The sequence below is a fragment of the Streptomyces sp. NPDC006691 genome, assembly GCF_042869955.1.
Classification (GTDB): Bacteria; Actinomycetota; Actinomycetes; order Streptomycetales; family Streptomycetaceae; genus Streptomyces.
The window spans coordinates 34,796-55,760 of record NZ_JBIAGW010000013.1 but is presented as its reverse complement, the minus strand read 5'-3'; the positions used below and the strand labels follow the sequence as shown (position 1 = coordinate 55,760).

Sequence of the window (20,965 nt, the reverse complement as noted above, 5' to 3'; positions counted from 1 at the left end):
GGCTACAGCCAGCCCGCGAATTCGAGGAGGAGCTCCGCGTCGCGGTGGCGGCCCGCCGCCCCCGCCCGCAGCCCGGACTCGACCGCACGGAACAGCGTCCAGCCGTGCAGCCGCTCAGGGTCCACGTCGAGCGAGTCGGCGAGCTTCTTCACGCGACGCCGGGCGGCCGACGCCCCGGTCGGCGCGGCGATCAGGTCCTCCACCCGGTCGCGCACCAACCGCGCCAGGTCGTAGGCGCGTTCACCCACCAGCGGTTCCGGACCCACCGTCAGCCACGGTGCCCGCTCGCCCGAAAGCACCTTGCTCTGCCGGAAGTTGCCGTGCAGCAGCAGCAACTCGGCCGCGGAGGAGGCGAGTTGATCGCGAGCAGCGAGCGCGGCCGTCACCAGCGGGGCGAGCTCGCCGCTCCCCGCGGCCCGCATCGGCACGCTCTGGCGCTCGGTGCGCTCGGCCACCGACTCGAAGCCGTGGCCGCCCGGCGGCTCGACCCACAGCCGCCGTACCGTCCCGGCCGCCTCCAGGAGCGCCTTCGCCTCGGGCAGCGAGCGCAGGGAGACCTCGGGGTGTAGCCGCTCCAGGAGCAGCGCGTCGTCCGGCGCGCCCTCCTCCATCAGCTGGGCCGCGCCCCAGCCGTTCCAGTGCGCCAGCGCCACGCGTTCCAGGTCGGGGCGGGCGAAGGAAGGGGCGACCTTGAGGGCGGCCGGGGTGCCGTCGGGCCGGCGTACGAGGGCGACCAGGCTGGAACGTCCGCCCGGCGCCTGCACGCGGTCGACGGCGAGCCCGCGCCGGGCCGCCGACTCCTCGGCCAGCTCCGGCAGCCGACCGAGCCAGGGCCCGGCCAGCGCGTCCCCGTACGTCTCGCCGAGCGCGCGGACCAGCCGCTCAGGCGGTTCGAAAGCCATGCGTGTATTGCCCCTTGCTCAGGTCTGGCCGGTGGAACTCAGGTACTGGCCGGTGGAACGGGTGCGCTCGGGCGTTCCGCGAGCCCAGGAAAGGCTACGCTGCCGCCCCGCCAGCGCACGGCCCGCACCGCCGCCTCCCGCAGGGCCGCGGCCGCCTCCTGGCGCAGCGGCCCCTCGGCGGACCGGACGAGGTCGGAGTACACCCCGGCGACCCGGTCCTCCAGCTCCGCCGCCAGGCGCACCGCGGCGCCCGCGTCGGCCACCGCGAACGGCAGGGCGTAGGCCGCGGCCGCCGCGACCGGCGATCCGCCCAGGTCACGCACCGTACGGGCCAGCAGGTCGCGGCGGGAGCGGTGCGCGGTGAGGGCGTCACGCGCCTCCGGGACACGGGCCTCGGCGAGCCGGCCGCCGAGCACCCCGTACCCGTACACCGCCGCGTGCTCGGCGGCGAGCGCGGCCTGAGCCGCGTCCAGGGGCTCGGCCATCACGCGCCCCCGCCCAGCAGGTAGGCGTGCCCGGCGCCGGAGGCGGCCACCGAGGCGAGCAGCCGGGCCAGCTCCGGCGGGGCGCCGGCCACGGCCGCCAACTGGGCGTCGGAGGTGCGGCGTTCGGCGTCCGCGAGCTGCTTGACGGCGTCATCGGCGTCGGCCGGAACGGAGGAGACCGCGGCCGGCGGGGTGGCCGTCGGACTCGGTGTGGCGGCCGGACTCGGGCCGGCCGCCGGGGGAGGGGCGAGCGCCTCGTCGTGCTGCGCGGACTGGTCGCGCAGCGGCGCGAGGCGGTCCCGCAGCGACGGGTGCATGGCGAGGACCGCGTCGTACTGACCGACCAGGGCCCGGCTCGCCGCCGAGGTCCGCTCGCGCAGCTCCGTCTCCGCCCGCTTCGCCGCCTCGCGCGCCCCGGCCTCGGCGCCCTGCCCGCCGCCCGCGTCCGAGCAGCCGGCCAGCAGGCCCGCGGCCGCCGCTCCCGTCACGGCCAGCACACGCCTTCGCGTGGTCCCCGGGTGCCCCACGTGTCACTCCCTGTGCGCCGGTCCGCCGGTGACCGAGTGATCACCGCAGGCGAGCGTACCCGCGGGGCCCGGGCCGTGGACGGCAACACCCTCCCGGACCGGATACCCTTTGATCTGAACGGCGGCGGTCCACACGACGGCCGCCGTACGCGACGACGACCCCCACAACAGCAGACGCGGCCGAGGAGTCACCCGGATGAGCACGACCCAGAGCGACAGGCTGCGCGGTCTTCTTGAACCGCTCGTCAGCGCGAAGGATCTGGACCTCGAAGAGATCGAGGTGTCCCGGGCGGGCCGCCGGCGCGTGCTGCGGATCGTGGTCGACTCCGACGAGGGCGTCGAGCTGGACGCCTGTGCCGAGCTGAGCCGGGCCGTCTCCGAGGCGCTCGACGAGAGCGACGCGATGGGCGAGGACGAGTACGTCCTGGAAGTGACGTCGCCGGGCGCCGAGCGCCCGCTCACCGAACCGCGCCACTACCGCCGGGCCACCGGCCGGCTCGCCCGGCTCCAGCTGCACGACGGCGGCGAAGTGGTCGCACGGATCATCGAGGCCGACGAAGAAGGCATCGACGCCGAGATCCCGGGCGTGAAGGGGCGCAAGCCCACCGCCCGCAGGATCGCCTTCGCCGAGATCGCCAAGGCGCGGGTCGAGATCGAGTTCAGCCGCAAGGACGGAAAGAACGAGATCGCACAAGACAGCAGGGACGACATCCTGAACGACATTCAGAACGAAGAGGAGGCGTAGCCGTGGACATCGACATGAGTGCCCTGCGGGGTCTGGTCCGGGAGAAGGAGATCTCCTTCGACCTGCTGGTCGAGGCAATCGAGTCGGCGCTCCTCATCGCCTACCACCGCACCGAGGGCAGCTTCCGGCGTGCGCGCGTGAAGCTCGACCGTGAGAACGGTCATGTCACGGTGTGGGCGAAGGAAGACCCGGCCGACCTCGAAGAGGGCCAGGAGGCCAAGGAGTTCGACGACACCCCGTCGGACTTCGGCCGGATCGCGGCGAGCACCGCCAAGCAGGTCATTCTGCAGCGGCTGCGCGACGCGGAGGACGACATCACCTTCGGCGAGTTCGCCGGCCGTGAGGGCGACGTCATCACCGGCGTCGTCCAGCAGGGCAAGGACCCGAAGAACGTCCTGGTCGACATCGGCAAGATGGAGGCCATGCTGCCGGTGCAGGAGCAGGTGCCGGGCGAGGAGTACACGCACGGGCTGCGCCTTCGTACGTACGTCGTACGGGTGGCCAAGGGTGTGCGCGGGCCGTCGGTGACGCTGTCGCGCACCCACCCCAACCTGGTCAAGAAGCTGTTCGCGCTTGAGGTCCCGGAGATCGCCGACGGTTCGGTGGAGATCTCCGCGATCGCCCGCGAGGCCGGCCACCGCACGAAGATCGCGGTGCGCTCCACGCGCAGCGGCCTCAACGCCAAGGGTGCCTGCATCGGCCCGATGGGCGGCCGGGTGCGCAACGTCATGGCCGAGCTGCACGGCGAGAAGATCGACATCGTCGACTGGTCGGACGACCCGGCCGAGATGGTCGCCAACGCGCTGTCCCCGGCCCGGGTCTCCAAGGTCGAGGTCGTGGACCTCGCGGCCCGCTCCGCCCGGGTGACCGTGCCGGACTACCAGCTCTCCCTCGCCATCGGCAAGGAGGGCCAGAACGCCCGGCTCGCCGCCCGCCTCACCGGCTGGCGCATCGACATCCGCCCGGACACCGAGCAGCCCGAGCAGGACTGACGGCGGTCCGGGCAGGACTGGCGGCAGTCCGGGCAGGACTGGCGGGAATAAGAAGTGGCCCTGCCCCCGTTCAGCGGGGCAGGGTGAGCTTTCTGGACAACAACCGTTCGATTTTTGCCCCAAAGGGGTGAGGTCGGTGCGGGGAGGTAGACTTAAACGTGTCTGGCCGGACGCACGCCCGCGCCTGCCCTGAGCGAACCTGCGTGGGATGCCGGGAGCGAGCGGCCAAGAGCGATCTGCTGCGCATCGTGGCGATCGAGGGTGCTTGCGCCCCCGATCCTCGCGGTACGCTGCCCGGCCGGGGTGCGTATGTACACCCCGCCCCGGTCTGTCTCGACCAGGCGGTCCGCCGCCGGGCGTTCTCCAGGGCCTTCCGGGCCAAGGAAGCGCTCGACACCGCGGACGTGCGGAAGTACGTCGAGCAGGCGGCAACGTAAGAAAACGCAAGAAGAAGTACGGCACGGAATCCCGTGCGGTCAGGTACCTCGCGAGTTGGAAGTAGGTCGAGATTGCGATGAGCACTCGATGAGTACGCGATGAGTACGCCCATGAAGTAGCGACGGTCCGGCGGTAACCCGGACCTAAAAGGAGCGAAGTGGCTAAGGTCCGGGTATACGAACTCGCCAAGGAGTTCGGGGTGGAGAGCAAGGTCGTCATGGCCAAGCTCCAAGAACTCGGTGAATTCGTCCGTTCGGCGTCCTCGACGATCGAGGCGCCGGTTGTACGCAAGTTGACTGACGCACTGCAGGGGCCCGGCGGCAACGCCGGCAAGTCCGCTGCCAAGCCCGGCGCGCCCCGCAAGGCCGCGCCCTCGAAGCCCGCGGCGCCCTCCCCGGCCGCCGCGGCACGTCCTGCTGCCCCGAAGCCCGGCGCTCCGGCCCCCAAGCCGGCCCCCGCCGCGCCTGCGGCCCCGGTCGCCCCGGCGGCTCCGGCGAGCAGCACCCCCTCTCCGGCTTCTCCGGCTCCGGCCGCCTCGGGCCCCCGCCCGGGTCCGAAGCCCGCCCCGGCCAAGCCGGCCCCGGTCACTCCGGTGCCCGCCGCCGAGTTCTCGGCTCCGGCTCCGGCCCAGCCCGCGGCGCCCCAGCAGGCCCCGCGTCCCGCCGGTGCCACCCCCGGCCCGCGTCCCGCCCGTCCGGCCCCGGCCGGTCAGCGTGACGGTGGCCAGCGCGACGGCGGCCAGCGCGACGGTGGCCGTGGCGGCGACCGTCCGGCCCGCCCCGCGGGTCAGGGTGCTCCCCGTCCGGGCGGTGCCCGTCCGGCCGGTCCGCGCCCCGGCAACAACCCCTTCACCTCGGGTGGCTCCACCGGAATGGCGCGCCCGCAGGCGCCCCGTCCCGGCGGCGGTGCCCCGCGTCCCGGCGGTGCCGGTGCCCCCGGTGGCACCCCGCGTCCGCAGGGCGGCCCCGGCGGCGCTCCGCGTCCGCAGGGCCAGGGCGGCGCCCGTCCGAGCCCGGGCGGCATGCCCCGTCCGCAGGGCGGCGCCCCGCGTCCCGGTGGTGCTCCCGGCGGTAACCGTCCCAACCCCGGCATGATGCCGCAGCGTCCCGCTGCGAGCCCGCGTCCCGGTGGCGGCCCCGGTGGCCGTGGTCCCGGCGGCCCCGGTGGCCGTCCGGGCGGCGGCGCCGGTCGTCCCGGTGGCGGCGGCGGCTTCGCCGGCCGTCCGGCCGGTCCCGGTGGCGGCGGTCGTCCCGGTGGCGGCGGCGGCTTCGGCGGCCCCCGTCCGGGTGGCGGCGCTCCCGGTGGTGGCGGCGGCTTCGGCGGTCGTCCCGGCTTCCAGGGCCGTCCCGGTGGCCCCGGTGCCCGTGGTGGCACGCAGGGTGCCTTCGGCCGCCCCGGCGGGCCCGCCCGTCGTGGTCGCAAGTCGAAGCGGCAGAGGCGCCAGGAGTACGAGGCCATGCAGGCCCCGTCGGTGGGCGGCGTCATGCTGCCCCGCGGCAACGGACAGTCCGTCCGTCTGTCGCGCGGTGCCTCGCTGACCGACTTCGCGGAGAAGATCAACGCCAACCCGGCGTCGCTCGTCGCCGTGATGATGAACCTCGGCGAGATGGTCACCGCCACGCAGTCGGTCTCCGACGAGACGCTGAAGCTGCTCGCCGACGAGATGAACTACATCCTCGAAATCGTCAGCCCCGAGGAGGAGGACCGCGAGCTGCTGGAGTCCTTCGACATCGAGTTCGGCGAGGACGAGGGCGGCGAGGAGTTCCTCGTCGCGCGTCCGCCGGTCGTGACCGTCATGGGTCACGTCGACCACGGTAAGACCCGCCTCCTGGACGCGATCCGCAAGACGAACGTCGTCGCGGGCGAGGCCGGTGGCATCACGCAGCACATCGGTGCGTACCAGGTCACGACCGAGGTCAACGAGGAAGAGCGCAAGATCACCTTCATCGACACCCCGGGTCACGAGGCGTTCACCGCCATGCGTGCCCGTGGTGCGAAGTCGACCGACATCGCGATCCTCGTGGTGGCGGCCAACGACGGTGTGATGCCCCAGACGATCGAGGCGCTGAACCACGCCAAGGCGGCCGACGTGCCGATCGTGGTCGCGGTCAACAAGATCGACGTCGAGGGTGCCGACCCGACCAAGGTGCGCGGTCAGCTGACCGAGTTCGGTCTGGTGGCCGAGGAGTACGGCGGCGACACGATGTTCGTCGACATCTCCGCCAAGCAGGGCCTCAACATCGAGTCCCTCCTGGAGGCCGTGGTCCTCACCGCCGACGCCTCGCTCGACCTGCGGGCCAACCCGGAGCAGGACGCGCAGGGCATCGCGATCGAGTCCCACCTGGACAAGGGCCGCGGCGCCGTCGCGACCGTCCTGGTCCAGCGAGGCACCCTGCGGGTCGGCGACACCATGGTGGTCGGCGACGCGTACGGCCGAGTCCGCGCGATGCTCGACGACAAGGGCGAGAACGTGGAAGAGGCGGGTCCCTCGACTCCGGTCCTCGTCCTCGGTCTCACCAACGTCCCGGGCGCCGGCGACAACTTCCTGGTCGTCGACGAGGACCGTACGGCCCGTCAGATCGCCGAGAAGCGTGCCGCCCGTGAGCGCAACGTCCGCTTCGCCCGCAAGGGTGTGCGGTTCTCCCTGGAGAACCTGGACGAGGCCCTCAAGGCCGGTCTGGTGCAGGAACTCAACCTCATCATCAAGGGCGACGCGTCCGGTTCGGTGGAGGCTCTTGAGTCCTCGCTGCTCCAGCTCGACGTCGGCGACGAGGTCGACATCCGCGTCCTGCACCGCGGTGTGGGTGCGGTCACCGAGTCGGACATCAACCTGGCGACCGGCTCCGACGCCATCGTCATCGGCTTCAACGTCCGCGCCGCGGGCCGCGCGGCACAGATGGCGGACCGCGAAGGCGTCGACGTCCGGTACTACTCGGTCATCTACCAGGCGATCGAAGAGATCGAAGCGGCCCTCAAGGGCATGCTCAAGCCGGAGTACGAAGAGGTCGAGCTCGGCACGGCGGAGATCCGCGAGATCTTCCGCTCGTCCAAGCTGGGCAACATCGCCGGTGTCCTGGTCCGGTCGGGCGAGGTCAAGCGCAACACCAAGGCGCGCCTGCTGCGCGATGGCAAGGTCATCGCGGAGAACCTCAACATCTCCGGTCTGCGCCGCTTCAAGGACGACGTCACCGAGATCCGCGAAGGCTTCGAGGGCGGTATCAACCTCGGAAACTTCAACGACATCAAGATCGACGACGTCATCGCGACGTACGAGATGCGCGAGAAGCCGCGCGGCTAGTCCGTGCAGCCGATCCGTACCCCTGGAGGCGCGGCCTCCTGAGGAACGCGAAGTCGGGGCCGATCGGCGGGAAGATATTTCCGTCGATCGGCCCCGGCCGTTCCGGTACGGTTCTTGGTGTCCCTGCCAAAGCTTTGGCGAGGGCCCTCTAACCCGTACCGGCGGGACATCCGGACATACATGTATGTGGGGACACTGTCCTTCGATCTGCTCCTCGGCGACGTACGGTCGCTGAAGGAGAAACGCTCCGTCGTCCGGCCGATCGTGGCCGAGCTCCAGCGCAAGTTCGCGGTGAGCGCGGCCGAGGTCGGCGACCAGGATCTGCACCGCAGGGCCGAGATCGGCCTGGCGGTCGTGTCCGGGGACACGGGGCACCTCACAGACGTACTCGACCGGTGCGAGCGGCTCGTCGCCGGCCGGCCCGAGGTGGAGCTGCTCTCGGTGAGACGCAGGCTCCACAGCGACGAAGACTGAAACACTGAGCAAGGCTTGAGAAGGAGAAGGACCAGTGGCCGACAACGCGCGGGCGAAGAAGCTGGCGGACCTCATCCGGGAGGTGGTGGCCGAGAAGCTGCTGCGTGGCGTCAAGGACCCGCGCCTCGGAACGCACGTCACCATCACGGACACCCGGGTCACCGGCGACCTGCGGGAGGCCACGGTCTTCTACACGGTGTACGGGGACGACGAGGACCGGGCCGCCGCCGCGGCCGGCCTGGAGAGCGCCAAGGGCATCCTGCGCTCCGCGGTCGGCTCCGCCGCCGGCACCAAGTTCACGCCCACCCTGACGTTCATCGCGGACGCGCTCCCCGAGAACGCCAAGACCATCGAGGACCTCCTCGACAAGGCACGGGCCTCCGACGCGGCGGTGCGCGAGGTGTCCTCGGGCGCCCAGTTCGCCGGTGACGCCGACCCGTACAAGAAGCCCGGCGACGAGGACGACGCCTCCGCATGAGCACCGCAGCAAAGACGCCCGACGGCCTTGTCATTGTCGACAAGCCGTCGGGCTTCACTTCGCACGACGTCGTGGCCAAGATGCGCGGCATCGCCAGGACCCGCCGGGTGGGCCACGCGGGCACCCTCGACCCGATGGCGACCGGTGTGCTCGTCCTCGGCGTCGAGCGGGCCACCAAGCTCCTGGGCCACCTCGCCCTCACCGAGAAGGAGTACCTCGGTACGATCCGGCTCGGCCAGGACACCGTCACCGATGACGCCGAGGGCGAGATCACCTCGTCCACCGACGCCTCCCAGGTGACCCGTGAGGCCATCGACGCGGGCGTCGCCGAGCTGACCGGCGCCATCATGCAGGTGCCGTCCAAGGTCTCCGCCATCAAGATCGACGGCAAGCGGTCCTACGCGCGGGTGCGCGGCGGCGAGGAGTTCGAGATCCCGGCCCGCCCGGTGACCGTGTCCTCCTTCCGCGTCTACGACGTCCGCGAGGCCGTCGCCGAGGACGGCACCCCCGTCGTCGACCTGGTCGTGTCCGTCGTCTGCTCCTCGGGCACCTACATCCGCGCGCTCGCCCGCGACCTCGGGGCATCGCTCGGCGTCGGCGGCCACCTCACCGCGCTGCGCCGCACCCGGGTCGGCCCCTACGGCCTGGACGCGGCCCGCACCCTGGACCAGCTCCAGGAGTCGCTCACGGTCATGCCGGTGGCGACGGCCGCGGCCGCCGCGTTCGCCCGCTGGGACGTGGACGCGCGCCGCGGCTCACTGCTGCTCAACGGCGTACGCCTGGACATGCCGGACGAGTACGAGAACGGCAAGCCGGTCGGCGTGTTCGGGCCCGAGGGCAATTTCCTCGCGCTCGTCGAGAGCCAGAAGGGCAAGGCCAAGAGCCTCGCCGTGTTCGGCTGAGCCGGCCACCGGGAAGAGCGCCGACCGCACGCTGGGGAGCGGGCGGGCCGGCCACCGTGGAGCGGGCGGGCCGGGCCCGCTCCACGATCCCCCTCGCAAGGGGTCTATCCGCGACGCCCGGGCGATTCACCCCTACGGGCAGGCGCTCGGAGTGAAGGGCGGGAGCGCAGGGGGGCGCTTTCCCCCGATCTTCTTCTCGGGCGGATCACCCCAGAACTACCGTTTCGGACATGGGACGCGGTGCTGGGGGCGAGGGCGCCAAGACGCTCGTACGGATCTGTGATCTGGCCGGACGGCCGCGGGGAACGGGCTTCGTCGCCGACGACCGGGGGACCGTCGTCACCAGTCACGAGGCCGTCGACGGACTGAGCAGGGTCGTGCTGCACGCCCCCGGCGAACGCACCTGGCTCGCCGAGGCCGACGACGTCACGCCCCTGCCCGAAGCGGGCCTCGCCCTCGTCCGCACCGACGGACTCGGGGTGCCGCCGCTGCCGGTCTCCTCGCGCACCGGAATCGAAACGGGCAGCTATGTGCGCGTCGCCGCCAACGGCTGGCGCGAGGCCCGGGTGCTCGGCACCTCGGCCGTCACCTACACCGCCACCGACCGCTTCCATCTCCTGGGCGGCGTACTGGAGTTGGCGATCGGCACGGCCGGCAGCGAGGCCATGCGGCTCGGCGGCGAGGCCAGCGGGGGCCCCGTCGTCGACACCGTCACCGGCGCCGTCCTCGGGGTCGTCGGCACCGCGCTGCACGCGGCCCACCAGGCCTCCGGCTTCGCCATGCCGCTGCACGCCGGACAGGGCCCGCTCGCCGAGCTGCTGCGCCGCAACGCCGCCACCGTGCCCGCCTACGGCGCCGACCTCAACCTGGCCGGCGTCCTCCAGCTCACCGCCACCTCGGTGGGCTCCGCCGGCGGCCCCCGTCCCTGGCAGGACCCGGTCGAACGGACCGCCACCGTGGGGGAGTTCGCCGCCTTCGGTACCGGCGACGCCCTCGTGCTCGGGCTCGTCGGGGATCCCGGCACCGGCCGCACCACCGAACTCGCCGCCCTCGCCGCACGCCGGGCCCGCGGCGCCGAACCCGCGCCCACGCTCTGGCTGCGCGGCGCCGACCTCCACGCCGACGACACCTGTATCGCGGACGCCGTCGGCCGCGCCCTCGCCCACGCGGCCCGGATCGTCGCCGCCCGGGTGGCACGCGGCGAGGAACCGGCGGCCACCCCCGACCGCCTCGCCCACCTCGCCCGCGAGGCCGGACGCCCGCTGCTGGTCCTCCTGGACGGTCCCGAGGAGATGCCGCCGGTCCTCGCCCACCGCCTGGCCGAATGGACCGCCGGGACGGTGGAGTGGCTCGGCGCGGCCGGGGCGCGCCTGGTCGTCGCCTGCCGGCCCGAGCACTGGGAGCAGGCCGGCGCCCACTACCCCGAAGGCGTCCTGTACCCCGCCCGGCTGCCCCGCCTGCCCGACGGGGTGCGCGTCGGCGACCTCGGGCCCAAGGAGGCCGCCCGCGCCCGCGAGCGCTACGGCATCGCGGAGGGCGCGCTCGGCGACCGCGACGCGCGCCACCCCCTCACCCTGCGGCTGCTCGCCGAGGTGCGCGCCGCACTGCCCGCCGAGACCGAGGGAAGGCCGGACCGCGAGGAGGTCTTCTCCGCACACCTGGACCTGATGTGCCTGCGCATCGCGGTGCGGGTCGCCGCCTCGGCCCGCCCGCCGGTGCGCGGCCGCGCGGTGCGCAGGCTCGCGGCCCGCGTCGGCGGACAGGTGCACGAGGCGGCCCGGCGCTGCCTGGGCCCCGGCCAGGGCGAGCTGGACCGGGAGTCGTTCGAGGAGATCTTCCCGTGGCGGACCGGCTCGGCCTCCGCGGTGCTCACCGAGGGCCTGCTGGTGCCCGCCGGTTCCGGCTACCGCTTCGCGCACGAGGAGCTCGCCGACTGGGTCCAGGCCGGCCACCTCGACCTGGACGCCGCCCTGTACGCCCTGGTGCACCGCTGGTCCGACGAGAGCGACCCGGGGACCGTCGTCCGGCTGCCCTCACGGGACGCCCACGGCGCCGTGGTGCCGGGCGGCCACGTGCCGCCGCCGCCCGGCTCGGGACCCGCCCCCGCCGAGCGCTCCCTGCCGGTGCCCCGGCACCGCATTGGGCCCGTACTGGAGGCCATGCTGCTCCTCGGCAGCCGGCACGGATCGACTCAACTCGCCCTGAAACTCAAGGAGTTGGTGACCGCTCTCGACCGGGCGCCGGTCAAGGGCGCGGACGGCGGACGGTTCGCGGACGCCCAGTGGTGGGCGGTCCACCTCCTCACCGGGACCCTGCTGCGCGTCCCCGACGCCCGGCCCTACCAGGAAGTGCTGCGGCTGCTCGCCGACCGGATCAGCCACCGGTCCCTGCACGGGGGCGGCCCCGCGAACCTGGGCGCGCTCGGCTCGTTCGGGCCGTGGTTCTGGATGCGGCTGCGCCTCGGCGAGGACGGCAGGTTCGAGCTGTTGCGCCGCCTGGTGCCGGCCGACGGGGTGCCCGGCGCCACGCCCGGCTGGGAGCGCTACCTGGACGCGGCCGACCGGCGGCTCGCGGCCGAGCCCAGGACCGTACAGCCGCTGCTCTGCCGCTGGTTCGGCGACGAACGGCCGCTGCCGGTGGCGCCCGGCACCGAGGTGCGGCCCACCGTCGCGCGGGCGGCGCAGGCCCTGCTGTACGCGCGCCGGGCCCTGGCGGTCGACGACCTCACCGAGGCGCTGGTGGCGACCGACCACGTACGGGCCGACGAACTCCTCACCCAGCTCGCCGAGGACGAGCCGTCCGCGCTGTGCCGGGCCGTGGACCGCTGGGCCCACGACGACCGACCCGAGCGCCGCGCCGCGGCCGCCGCCCACGGGCCGCGCGTCGCCCTGGGCATCCGCACCCCCGCCGACCGGGACCTGCTGCGCTACGCGGCCCTCGCGCTGCTCGCCCGCCCCGAGGACACGCCCGTGCACGGCGCGGCCCTCGCGCTCCTGGTCCGCGACCCCGGCACCCGCGCCCGCTACCTCGACCGGGCGCTCGCCGCCTACACCGCGGGCGACCCGGCGCTGCCGGCCGCCGCGCTCGCCACCGCCCTCACCACCCACCCCGAACCCGTGCTCGCCGCCTTCCGCGCACGGCTGCACGAGGCCGGCGCGCACGCGGCCGACGTCCTCGGCGCGCTCGCCGAGATCAACACCCCCGCCCTCGCCCGGCGCGCCGCGGCCCTCGTACAGGAACACGCCGAGCGCCACCCGGAGGCCGCCGGGCCGACGGCCGCCTTCGTGGAGCGGCGGCTCGCCTACGGCCCGGCGGCCCGCGCGGTGCTCTTCCCGATGGTGACCAGCCTGCTGCGCGGCCCCGCCCACCCCGTCCGGCGCGCCCTGGCCCCCGTGCTCGCCGCCCCCGGCACCCGCGCCTCGCGCCCGCTGCGTGCCGAGCTGCTCGATGTCCTGCTCGACTTCGAGCGCTACGAATCGCGCGACCCCGGCGTGGTCGACGCGCTGCTCGACGCCGCCGCGCACGGTTCGGGGGAGCGGGCCGAGGCCCGCACCCGCGACCTCGTCCACCGCACCGGACTCCTCTTCGTCCGTACGCCCGAAGGCGCGGCCCGCTTCGACCGGCGCCTGGTCGAGCTCTGCGAGGAGGTCCCCGGCTTCGCCGCGCAGGTCGCCGGATGGCTCGTCCAGGCGCCGCACGAATGGGCCGCCGTGGTCGGCCCGGGCGCCCGGCGCTCGGTGGAGACGCTGGGCACTCCCATGCCGATGCGATCCCGGGCCGCCGGGCATGGCAGTCTTAGACCTGCATAACGCGTAAGGGTCAACGACGTACACGGGTTCGAGGAGCGGTCACAGTGCAGCGCTGGCGTGGCTTGGAGGACATCCCCCAGGACTGGGGACGCAGCGTCGTCACCATCGGCTCCTACGACGGGGTGCACCGCGGACACCAGCTGATCATCGGGCGGACCGTGGAGCGCGCCCGCGAGCTGGGCGTGCCGTCCGTCGTGGTCACCTTCGACCCGCACCCCAGCGAGGTCGTGCGCCCCGGCAGCCACCCGCCGCTGCTCGCCCCGCACCACCGGCGCGCCGAACTGATGGCACAGCTCGGTGTCGACGCGATCCTGATCCTCCCCTTCACCAGCGAGTTCTCCAAGCTGTCGGCCGCCGACTTCGTGGTGAAGGTCCTGGTCGACAAGCTGCACGCCAAGCTCGTCGTGGAGGGCCCCAACTTCCGCTTCGGGCACAAGGCCGCGGGCAACGTCGAGGTGCTCGCCGAGCTCGGCCGCGGCTACGACTACGAGGTCGAGGTCATCGACCTGCGGGTGCGCGGCGAGGCGGGCGGCGGCGAGCCGTTCTCCTCCACGCTGACCCGCCGCCTGGTCGCCGAGGGCGACATCGAGGGCGCCGCCGAGATCCTCGGCCGCCCGCACCGGGTCGAGGGCGTCGTGGTGCGCGGCGCCCAGCGCGGCCGCGAACTCGGCTACCCGACGGCCAACGTCGAGACCCTGCCGCACACCGCGATCCCCGCGGACGGCGTATACGCGGGCTGGCTCACGGCCGACAACGAGCGGATGCCGGCGGCCATTTCGGTCGGCACCAACCCCCAGTTCGACGGCACCGAGCGCACGGTGGAGGCGTACGCCATCGACCGGGTGGGCCTCGACCTGTACGGCCTGCACGTCGCCGTCGACTTCCTCGCCTACGTCCGCGGCATGGCCAAGTTCGACTCCATCGAGGCCCTCCTCGAAGCGATCGGCGACGACGTGAAGCGCTCCAGCGAACTGATCGAGGCGTACGAGGCCGAGCGCGGCTAGGGTCCGGGCGCACCCGGGACCAGGCAGGTCAAGTACCGGTCAATCACTGATCCAAAACCGTCCAAGTCCTGGCATCCATTGCCCATGGGTGCGCGGTATGGGCGGTTTTCCTGGTTCGGGGCCCTTGCACCGCACGTAGGTTGAACCGCGATTCACCCCATTCCGCAAGGGGAACGCGTGGGCGAGCAGCCCGTGTCCCGCCTCCTGGACCTCGTCGGCGACGTGCCGGCGCAGGGCGCTCAGCAAGGCGTACCGCCGTACCACACCCCGGTGTTCATACCCGCCCATCCGCGCCACCCGGGCGGCGGAGCCCCGCCGCGCATCGACTACGAACTCCTGACGGACGAAGAACGTCGGCGCCAACACCTGGGGCGACCTCAAGCGGCTGGGCGGCGACGTCGGTGATGGTGCGAAGAAGGCGTGGCATGGCTTCACGGGCCTCTTCTGACGGCGCGGCCCCCGCGAAACTGCCTCACCTGGGTACGTCCTGGTACCGGCGGGGCGTGGGGTACTGGCTGCGTCGCGCCGTATCGGCGCTGGTCCAGCTCGGCTTCGCCGCCCTGTTCGGGCTGGTCTCGGTGGGTGTGTGGCGGCTCGTCGAATCGCTGCTGCCGCCCGGATGGCACGCGGGCGCCGACATGATGATGGGCGCTCTGAGCCTGGGCTTCCTGGTGCGGGGATGGGTCTGGGGGCGGCGGACCATCCGCGCCAAGCCGGCCGCTCCGCCCACGCCCGAGCAGGCATGGCAACGCCACCGGCTGGCGCGGGCGGGCCGAGGCAGCGCGGACCCCGACTTCGGCAGGCGCGGCGGACCGCTGCTGTTCTTCGCGCCCTTGCTTGTGCCGTGCGTGGCCTGGTGGATCGGCGTGACCTGCGCGACCCAGTTCATCCGCGAACTCCCCTCCGAAGCCGGCGCCCGCAAGGCGCTCACCCGCCCCTGACCGCCGCCGCCCAGTGGCAGGCGACCTGCGCCGCCGGGCCGCCCGCGAGGACCGGCAGGTCGTCCGTGCGGCAGCGTTCCGCGACGCCCGCCCGGTCGGCCTCGCCCGAGGCCAGGACGTGGCAGCGGGCATGGAAGCGGCAGCCGCCCGGGACGCGGGCGGGGTCCGGGGGCTCCCCGGCCAGGACCACCGGGTCGCCCGGGGACTCCGGCAGCACCGACAACAGCGCCTGGGTGTAAGGGTGTTGGGGGCGCGTCAGGACGTCCTCGACCGGGCCCGTCTCCACGATGCGGCCCAGGTACATCACCGCCACCCGGTCCGCGATGTTCCAGGCCAGACCGAGATCGTGGGTCACCACCAGCGCGGACAGGCCGAGTTCGTCCCGCAGGCGCAGCAGCAGCGCCAGGATCTCGCCGCGCACCGACGCGTCGAGCGAGGCCACCGGCTCGTCCGCGACGATCAGTTCGGGGGACAGCACGAGGGCGCCCGCGATCACCACGCGCTGGCGCTGGCCCCCCGACAGCTCGTGCGGATAGCGCAGGAAGAACCGCTCGGGCGGACGCAGACCCGCCCGGGACAGCGCATCGGCCACCAACTCCCCCTCGTTCGGGGGCGATCCGTGGATGCGCAGGCCCTCGGCCACCGCGTCGTACACCGTGTGCCGGGGGTTGAGGGAGCCGCTGGGATCCTGAAGCACCAACTGGACGCGCCTGCGGTACGCCTTGAGGGCGCGGGCGTGGTGGTCGAGCGGGCTGCCGTCGAAGAGGACCGTGCCGCCGGTCGGGGCGACCAGGCCGAGCAGGGCGCGGGCAAGCGTCGTCTTGCCGCAGCCCGATTCGCCTACCAGGGCCACGATCTCGCCCGCGCCGACGGTGAGTTCGACACCGTCCACCGCCCGGGCCGGCGGAGCGCCGCGCCGCCCGGGGAAGGCGACGTGCAGCGCGGACGCGGCGAGGAGGGGAGCCGTGGGGGTGGTCATGCGGTGCTCCTCGACGGCGAACCGGCGTGGACGCAGGCCGCCCGGTGCTCCGGGCCCGCGTCCCGCAGCCACTGGTCGTCGACGGCGCAGACGCCGACCGCGACCGGACAGCGCGGATGGAAGGTGCAGCCCGGCGGCAGCGCGGACGGATCGGGCGGATCGCCCGCAAGCCCGCGCGGCGCACGGCGCGAGGCCGGGTCGCCGATGCGGGGGAAGGCGGCGGACAGGGCACGGCCGTACGGGTGCCGGGCCGCCGCGTAGACCTGGCGTGCCGGGCCCTCCTCGACGACGCGGCCCGCGTACATCACCGCGAGCCGGTCGCAGGTGTCGGCGAGCACCGCCAGATCGTGACTGATCATCAGCAGACTGATGCCCTGGTCGGCCACGAGCCGCTCGATCAGCCGCAGGATCTGGGCCTGGATCATCACGTCGAGCGCCGTCGTCGGCTCGTCCGCGACGATCAGGTCCGGGGCGCACGCCAGCGCCATCGCGATCATCACGCGCTGACGCTGACCGCCGGACAGTTCGTGCGGGTGGGCGCCCGCCCGGGCGGCCGGCAGGCCCACCTGTTCGAGGAGCCCGGCGACGCGCTCGCGGGCCTCGGCCGGTGACGCGAGGCCGTGCAGCACGATCGGCTCGGCGATCTGGTCGCCGATGCGGTGCACCGCGTTGAGCGAGTGCATGGCCCCCTGGAAGACGATGGACGCGCCCGCCCAGCGGACCGCCCGCAGCCTCCCCCACCGCATGGTCAGGACGTCCTCGCCGTCGAGCAGCACCGACCCCGTCAGCCTCGCCGACGAGGGCAGCAGCCGCAGCAGCGCCATCGCGAGCGTCGACTTCCCGCAGCCCGACTCGCCCGCGACGCCGAGCTTGCGGCCGGGCTCGATGGTCAGGTCGACGCCGCGGACGGCCGCCGCGCCGTTCCCGTACGTGACGTGCAGGTCCCTGATCTCCAGCAGGCTCACCGGACCCCCAGCTTCGGATTGAGGGCGGACTCGACGGCCCGGCCGCAGAGCGTGAACGCCAGCGCCACCAGGGCGATCGCGATACCGGGCGGCGCCAGGTACCACCAGTGGCCCGAGGAGACCGCCCCCGCCTCACGGGCGTCCTGGAGCATGCCGCCCCACGACACCACCGTCGGGTCGCCAAGACCCAGGAAGGCGAGGGTGGCCTCGGTGAGGATGGCGTTGGAGATGCCCAGCGTGGTCTGCGCGAGGACCAGCGGCATCACGTTCGGCAGGACGTGGCGGCTCATGACGTGGCCGTGGCCGCCGCCGAGCGCACGGGCGCGTTCGATGTACGGGCGCGACTCGACCGCGATGGTCTGCGCCCGCACGAGCCGGGCCGTCGTCGGCCAGGACGTCACACCGATCGCCAGGACCACCGTCCAGAGGCTGTGCGACATGACGGTGGCGAGCACGATCGCGAGCACCAGCGTGGGCATCACGAGGAACCAGTCGGTGACCCGCATCAGGACCGTGGCGAGCCACCCCCCGTAGTGCCCGGCCAGAATGCCGACCAGGGTGCCGATGGCCACGCTCAGGGCGGCCGCGAGCAGCCCCACCGCGAGCGAGACGCGGGCACCCCAGACCAGAAGGCCGAGCAGCGAGCGCCCGAACTGGTCGGTGCCGAGCGGGAACCGGGCGCTCGGGGGCTCCAGGGCGCCGCCGCTCGCACCGGTCACGCTCTGGACGTCGTCGCCGACGGTGAGCGGCGCCGTGAGCGCGGCCAGGGCGATCAGGACGAGGCCCGCGAGACCGTACAGGCCGGCCCGGTGCGTACGGTAGGCACGCCAGAAACGGGCCACGGAACCGCGGCGGCGCGCCCAGGCGAGGGAGCCCGCAGTGCCGGGGCCGGCGGTCGTGGTCACCGGGCCGCCTCCGGCCCGGGCGGCGGCGCGTACGTGGTCGTCGTCATCGGCCCACCCTGGGATCGAGGAGCGGATACAGCAGGTCGGCCAGGAGGTTCATCACGATCATCGCGCCCGCGAAAACCATGAACAGGCCCTGCACCAGAGGCAGATCGGGCACGCTCAGCGCCTGGTAGAAGAGGCCGCCCAGCCCCGGCCAGGAGAACACCGTCTCCACCAGGATCGAACCGGCCGCCACATGGCCCAGATTGATGAACAGCATCGTGACCGTCGGCAGCAGCGCGTTGGGCACCGCGTGGTGACGGCGCACCGCGGCGTCGCGCAGTCCCTTCGCGCGGGCCGTCGTCAGATAGTCGCCGCCCATCTCGTCCAGGAGCGAGGAGCGCATCACGAGCAGGGTCTGCGCGTACTGCACCGCCACCAGCGTGAGCACCGGCAGCACCAGGTGGTGCGCGACGTCCAGGACGTGGGCGAGGCCGCTGGTGTCGCCGGACTCCATGCCCCCGGTCGGGAACAGGCCGGGGACGGGCCCCGCGCCCACCGAGAACGTGATGACGAGCAGCAGCCCGAGCCAGAACGACGGCACCGACCACAGCGTCAGCGCGAGCCCCGTGTGGAACCGGTCGCCGAGGCCCCCGCGGCGCCAGGCCGAGCGGGTGCCGAGCCAGATGCCGAGCACCGAATAGAGGACGACGGCCGTCCCGGTCAGGAGCAGGGTCGCCGGCAGCTTCTCGGCGATGAGCGTGCCGACCGGGGCATGGAACTGGTACGAGGTGCCCAGATCGCCCGCGAGCGCCCGGTGGCAGTAGTCCGTGAACTGCTGCCACAGCGGCAGATCGAGCCCGAACTGGCTTCTGAGGGCGGCCAGTTGCTCGGCGGAGACCTGACGGCCGTGGGTCATGGTGCGGACCGGGTCGCCGGGAACGATCCGGAACAGGAAGAAACTCGTGACGAGGACGGCGAACATCGAGACCGCCGCCCCCGCCAGCCGGCCGCCCACGTACCGCAGACAGGTGAGCGCCGGGCCCGCGGCCGCGAAGCGCCGGCCGCGCGGACCGGTGCGCGCCTCGACGGCCGCGGCGGGGGTCCCGGCCGGATTCGCTGTGGTCATCGGCTACTCGCGGTCGTCGGCGCCGGCGCGGCGGCGCAGGACCAGGAACGAGCCGGCCCCGGCCAGGACGAGGACGCCCGCGACGACGCCGAGGACGAGCCCCGCGGAAGCGCCGCGGTGCGGCCCGGCCCCCGAACCGGGCCCGGGCACCGCCGACCACCAGCTCCAGTAGCCGTCCTGCCCGAAGATGTTGCCCGCGGCCTCGGGCATCGTCATGATCGACGCGATCCGGTCGGTGCGGTACGCCTCGACCGCGTTGGGGTACGCCATGACATTGATGTACCCGGTGTCGTACAGCCGCGACTCCATCTCCTTGACCAGGTCCGCCCGCTTGGCGGTGTCGTATTCGGCCACCTGCCGCGCGTACAGCGCGTCGAACCGCCCGTCGCACACGAAGTCGTCGGTCTGTCCGCTCACCTTCGGCGTCGCGGGCAGCGCGGCGCAGGTGTGGATGGACAGCACGTAGTCGGGGTCGGGGCTGACCGAGTAGCCGTCCAGGGCGAGGTCGTACTCGCCGGCCGCCCACGGGTCGGTGACGTTGTCGACGCAGTCCACCGTCAGGCCGATGCCGAGCTTGCCCCACCACTCCTGGAGGTATTTGCCGATGGCCTTGTCGTTGGGGTCGACGGCGTGACAGAGCAGGCGCAGGGACAGCGGCTTCCCGTCCCTGCCGCGCCGCCTCCCGCCGTCTCCCGTGCGGTAGCCGGCCGCATCGAGCAGCGCCGCCGCCCGCGCCGGATCGTAGGAGGTCCTCTGGGCGGCGGCCGGTGTCCAGAAGTAGTCGGCGAACCGGGGCGGGATGTAACCCTGCCCCTCGACCGCGTGCCCCTGGAACACCTTGTCGACGAGGATCTTGCGGTCGATGGCCGCGAAGAGCGCCCGGCGCACCCTCACGTCGAGCAGCGCCGGGTTGCCGTCGCCGAACCTCTTCCCGTCCCTGGACCGCGCACCGGGGTTGGTGGCGAGCGCGAGGAAGCGCCGGCCGGGCGCGTCGTTGACCTTGATGCCCGGAGTGGACTTCAGTGAACTCGCCTGTGCGGGCGTCAAGTTGGAGACGAAGGACACCTCGCCCTTGCGGAGCGCCGCGACCGCCGCGTCATTGTCCTTGTAGTACTTGAAGACCAGCTCGTCGAACTTGGGAGCACCCCGCCAGAAGCTGTTGTTCGGCTTCAGCTTGATGTACTGGTCGACCTTGTACTCGGTCAGGACGAACGGTCCGTCGCCGACGACGGGGAATCGCCGGTCGTTGTTGAACTTGGTGAAGTCGCCGACCTTCGCCCACACGTGCTCCGGCACGATCGGCACGTCGAGCGCCGTCATCGTCGCCTGGGGCCGCTTGAGTTCGACGACGAGCGTGGCCGGGTCCGGCGCGCTGACCTTCTTGAAGTTCGCGACGAAGCTGCCGTTGGCGGTCGCCGCGCCCTTGTCGCCCATCATCGTGTTGAACGTCCAGGCCGCGTCCCGGGCGGTGACCGGCTGCCCGTCCGACCAGCGGGAGTTCCCGCGCAGGGTGTACGTCCAGGTGAGCTTGGACCGCGAGGCCCTCCACGCGGTGGCGAGACCCGCGATCGCGTGACCGTCCTTCGGGTCGTAGTCCGTCAGGTACGGATACATCAGACGGTGCACGCTGGTGCTGATCACCCGCTGGGCGAGGAAGGGGCTCAGCGAGTCGACGCTCTGCGAGACGGCGACCGTGAGCACCTTCCGCCCGCCCGGGGCGTCGCCGGCCGTGGCGCCCCGGGCGGGGAGTGCGGCTCCGGCGATCAGCGCCAGGGCGGCAGCCCCCAGGGCCACCCGGCGGCCCGGCCGCGACGGTCGCGGGGTGTCGCGCGACGGGACTGTTCTTGCCATGGACGGTGACCTCGCGTCATCACTCGCACGGAAAAGCAGGGTTGATCGCAGGCGGAGCGCCGGTGGAACAGGAGGCGGTGGCCGGTTTGGGCGCAGGTCTATCAGCGTGGTCTAGACGTGTCAACGAGGCATCGCAGGCCATTCGCGGGCCATGTGGTC

The 20,965-nt window shown here is 73.2% G+C and carries 19 protein-coding genes; 11 read left to right on the top strand and 8 right to left on the bottom strand.

The window, feature by feature from the left end:
* Positions 1–2: 2 nt before the first annotated feature.
* The 3 genes from ACFYNP_RS25895 to ACFYNP_RS25885 are packed head-to-tail and all read right to left on the bottom strand — an operon-like array spanning position 3 to position 1,875.
* Positions 3–902: an aminoglycoside phosphotransferase family protein gene (locus ACFYNP_RS25895; protein WP_388788653.1), complete on the bottom strand. Its 900-nt coding sequence runs from the start codon at positions 900–902 to the stop codon at positions 3–5.
* Between the two features lie 38 nt (positions 903–940).
* Positions 941–1,387 carry a ferritin-like domain-containing protein gene (locus tag ACFYNP_RS25890; protein ID WP_388412299.1) on the bottom strand — a complete coding sequence of 149 codons (447 nt, stop codon included), beginning with the start codon at positions 1,385–1,387 and terminating at the stop codon, positions 941–943.
* Positions 1,387–1,875 carry a hypothetical protein gene (locus ACFYNP_RS25885; RefSeq protein ID WP_388412301.1) on the bottom strand — a complete coding sequence of 163 codons (489 nt, stop codon included), beginning with the start codon at positions 1,873–1,875 and terminating at the stop codon, positions 1,387–1,389. Before ACFYNP_RS25885 ends, ACFYNP_RS25890 begins: the two co-directional genes overlap by 1 nt.
* Positions 1,876–2,110: 235 nt before the next feature.
* On the opposite strand from ACFYNP_RS25885, the gene rimP reads away from it, so the two are divergent.
* The 11 genes from rimP (at position 2,111) to ACFYNP_RS25830 (ending at position 14,995) form a co-directional block, all read left to right on the top strand.
* Positions 2,111–2,659, top strand: a complete 549-nt coding sequence (gene rimP, locus ACFYNP_RS25880; RefSeq protein ID WP_388412303.1) for a ribosome maturation factor RimP — start codon at positions 2,111–2,113, stop codon at positions 2,657–2,659.
* Positions 2,660–2,661: 2 nt separating this feature from the next.
* Positions 2,662–3,651, top strand: a complete 990-nt coding sequence (gene nusA / locus ACFYNP_RS25875) for a transcription termination factor NusA (protein ID WP_388412305.1) — start codon at positions 2,662–2,664, stop codon at positions 3,649–3,651.
* A gap of 158 nt (positions 3,652–3,809) precedes the next feature.
* Entirely contained in the window at positions 3,810–4,088 is a 279-nt protein-coding gene (locus tag ACFYNP_RS25870; RefSeq protein WP_388788650.1) for a YlxR family protein, read from the top strand.
* 158 nt (positions 4,089–4,246) lie between these two features.
* Complete coding sequence (gene infB / locus ACFYNP_RS25865; protein WP_388788647.1) at positions 4,247–7,387, top strand: translation initiation factor IF-2; 3,141 nt, start codon at positions 4,247–4,249, stop codon at positions 7,385–7,387.
* 180 nt (positions 7,388–7,567) lie between these two features.
* Positions 7,568–7,861, top strand: coding sequence for a DUF503 domain-containing protein (locus ACFYNP_RS25860; protein ID WP_100578008.1), 294 nt, complete (start codon positions 7,568–7,570; stop codon positions 7,859–7,861).
* A 34-nt stretch (positions 7,862–7,895) separates the two neighbouring features.
* Positions 7,896–8,339 carry a 30S ribosome-binding factor RbfA gene (gene rbfA, locus ACFYNP_RS25855; RefSeq protein ID WP_100578009.1) on the top strand — a complete coding sequence of 148 codons (444 nt, stop codon included), beginning with the start codon at positions 7,896–7,898 and terminating at the stop codon, positions 8,337–8,339.
* A complete protein-coding gene (gene truB / locus ACFYNP_RS25850) occupies positions 8,336–9,241 on the top strand; it encodes a tRNA pseudouridine(55) synthase TruB (RefSeq protein WP_388788644.1) in 906 nt (301 codons plus the stop codon). Before rbfA ends, truB begins: the two co-directional genes overlap by 4 nt.
* Positions 9,242–9,471: 230 nt before the next feature.
* Positions 9,472–13,050: a trypsin-like peptidase domain-containing protein gene (locus tag ACFYNP_RS25845; protein WP_388788641.1), complete on the top strand. Its 3,579-nt coding sequence runs from the start codon at positions 9,472–9,474 to the stop codon at positions 13,048–13,050.
* A gap of 44 nt (positions 13,051–13,094) precedes the next feature.
* Positions 13,095–14,054 carry a bifunctional riboflavin kinase/FAD synthetase gene (locus tag ACFYNP_RS25840; protein ID WP_388412313.1) on the top strand — a complete coding sequence of 320 codons (960 nt, stop codon included), beginning with the start codon at positions 13,095–13,097 and terminating at the stop codon, positions 14,052–14,054.
* A 177-nt stretch (positions 14,055–14,231) separates the two neighbouring features.
* Entirely contained in the window at positions 14,232–14,459 is a 228-nt protein-coding gene (locus tag ACFYNP_RS25835; RefSeq protein ID WP_388788639.1) for a hypothetical protein, read from the top strand.
* Between the two features lie 20 nt (positions 14,460–14,479).
* Positions 14,480–14,995, top strand: coding sequence for a hypothetical protein (locus tag ACFYNP_RS25830; RefSeq protein ID WP_388788637.1), 516 nt, complete (start codon positions 14,480–14,482; stop codon positions 14,993–14,995).
* On the opposite strand, the gene ACFYNP_RS25825 is transcribed toward ACFYNP_RS25830, so the two are convergent.
* The 5 genes from ACFYNP_RS25825 to ACFYNP_RS25805 are packed head-to-tail and all read right to left on the bottom strand — an operon-like array spanning position 14,982 to position 20,806.
* The gene (locus ACFYNP_RS25825) at positions 14,982–15,974 is read right to left on the bottom strand and encodes an oligopeptide/dipeptide ABC transporter ATP-binding protein (protein WP_388788634.1); all 993 of its coding nucleotides are present in this window, start codon (positions 15,972–15,974) and stop codon (positions 14,982–14,984) included. The two genes, ACFYNP_RS25830 and ACFYNP_RS25825, sit on opposite strands and share 14 nt — an antisense overlap.
* A complete protein-coding gene (locus tag ACFYNP_RS25820) occupies positions 15,971–16,939 on the bottom strand; it encodes an ABC transporter ATP-binding protein (protein WP_388788631.1) in 969 nt (322 codons plus the stop codon). The genes ACFYNP_RS25825 and ACFYNP_RS25820 overlap by 4 nt, the downstream gene beginning before the upstream one ends.
* On the bottom strand, positions 16,936–17,844 hold the full coding sequence (locus ACFYNP_RS25815) for an ABC transporter permease (RefSeq protein ID WP_388788628.1): 909 nt from the start codon (positions 17,842–17,844) through the stop codon (positions 16,936–16,938). The genes ACFYNP_RS25820 and ACFYNP_RS25815 overlap by 4 nt, the downstream gene beginning before the upstream one ends.
* Positions 17,845–17,887: 43 nt before the next feature.
* Complete coding sequence (locus ACFYNP_RS25810; protein ID WP_388788624.1) at positions 17,888–18,955, bottom strand: ABC transporter permease; 1,068 nt, start codon at positions 18,953–18,955, stop codon at positions 17,888–17,890.
* Between the two features lie 3 nt (positions 18,956–18,958).
* Positions 18,959–20,806: an ABC transporter substrate-binding protein gene (locus tag ACFYNP_RS25805; protein ID WP_388788621.1), complete on the bottom strand. Its 1,848-nt coding sequence runs from the start codon at positions 20,804–20,806 to the stop codon at positions 18,959–18,961.
* Between the last annotated feature and the right edge of the window lie 159 nt (positions 20,807–20,965).

Coding starts and splice junctions, on each gene's coding strand:
- ACFYNP_RS25895 (WP_388788653.1), bottom strand. CDS start 902: ATGGCTTTCGAACCGCCTGAGCGGCTGGTCCGCGCGCTCGGCGAGACG.
- ACFYNP_RS25890 (WP_388412299.1), bottom strand. CDS start 1,387: ATGGCCGAGCCCCTGGACGCGGCTCAGGCCGCGCTCGCCGCCGAGCAC.
- rimP (WP_388412303.1), top strand. CDS start 2,111: ATGAGCACGACCCAGAGCGACAGGCTGCGCGGTCTTCTTGAACCGCTC.
- ACFYNP_RS25860 (WP_100578008.1), top strand. CDS start 7,568: ATGTATGTGGGGACACTGTCCTTCGATCTGCTCCTCGGCGACGTACGG.
- truB (WP_388788644.1), top strand. CDS start 8,336: ATGAGCACCGCAGCAAAGACGCCCGACGGCCTTGTCATTGTCGACAAG.
- ACFYNP_RS25845 (WP_388788641.1), top strand. CDS start 9,472: ATGGGACGCGGTGCTGGGGGCGAGGGCGCCAAGACGCTCGTACGGATC.
- ACFYNP_RS25830 (WP_388788637.1), top strand. CDS start 14,480: ATGGCTTCACGGGCCTCTTCTGACGGCGCGGCCCCCGCGAAACTGCCT.
- ACFYNP_RS25825 (WP_388788634.1), bottom strand. CDS start 15,974: ATGACCACCCCCACGGCTCCCCTCCTCGCCGCGTCCGCGCTGCACGTC.
- ACFYNP_RS25810 (WP_388788624.1), bottom strand. CDS start 18,955: ATGACCACAGCGAATCCGGCCGGGACCCCCGCCGCGGCCGTCGAGGCG.
- ACFYNP_RS25805 (WP_388788621.1), bottom strand. CDS start 20,806: ATGGCAAGAACAGTCCCGTCGCGCGACACCCCGCGACCGTCGCGGCCG.